The organism is Microbacterium umsixpiens, assembly GCF_053543675.1.
In genome coordinates, this window is the sequence record NZ_JBLVOH010000071.1 from 565 (window position 1) to 1,619 (window position 1,055).

The 1,055-nt window shown below is 72.0% G+C and carries 1 protein-coding gene; it reads left to right on the forward strand.

Going from position 1 to position 1,055, the window contains the following annotated elements:
• Window positions 1-1,055: serine hydrolase domain-containing protein (locus ACNPM4_RS07420; protein ID WP_448985265.1), on the forward strand; the 1,055-nt coding region annotated here is incomplete at both ends.

Here is a 1,055-nt window from a genome sequence, read left to right on the forward strand (position 1 = left end):
CCGCGCCCGCCGGCGCGGGCTGGACGAGAGGGCGCGTCGGACCGCCCCCGCATCGATCGTCGCCGTGTGCGAGCGCGGGGAGGTGCGGGGTGTCCGCGCCCACGGACATCCGCGCGCCGACGCCGCGACGACGAGTCGGGACACCGTGTTCCGGATCGCATCGATGTCGAAGAGCTTTCTCGCCGCGACGGCACTCGCCCTGCGCGACAGCGGCGCCCTCGATCTCCATGCCCCGATCACCGAGTATCTCCCCGCCGTGCGCGCCAGGCACCGGGGCGCGGATGCCGTGCTCACCGGAGACCTGCTGCTCTCCAACCGGTCGGGGCTCGGCGAGGACAACGCCTGGGTCGACCGCCACCTGGGCGACTCCCGAGCGGAGATCGCTGCGCTGTTCTCCGAGGGGATGCTGCTCTCCGCCGCGCCCGGAACCACGTACCAGTACTCCAATCTCGGGCAGTCGCTGGTCGGCGCGGCGGTCGAGGCCGTCACCGGACGAGCCGTCGAGGACGTGGTGCGGGAGACACTGCTCGAGCCACTGGGACTGACGAGCACCGCCCATTCGGCCGACGGCTATGCGCACGATACCCTGGCCCGCGGCTTCCGCACCTTCGACGACGGCGCGACCTTCCACCCCGAGCCGTATGTGCGCACCGGCGCCCTCGGCTGCATCGGGAGCATGTTCAGCACCGTGGACGACATCGCCACCTGGATGTGGTTCCTCGGCTCGGCCTTCACCGACGACCCGCTCGCGCCGCACGTGCTCGCGCCCTCCTCGCGGATCGAGATGCAGCAGCCGAGGACACCCATCGACGTGCCATCGGGGATGTTCGACGGACGCGACCTCGCCGGTGCCGGCTACGGGTACGGACTCTTCGTGGAGCACGACCGGCGGTTCGGCCGCATCGTGCAGCACTCCGGCGGCCTTCCGGGCTTCTCCGCCCACATGCGCTGGCATGCGGCGACCGGCATCGGCGCGGTGGCGTTCGGGAACTCGGACGAGTTCGGTGCGCGGCGTGTGGCCGGTGCCGCACTGCAGGACGCGCTCGACGGCGCCG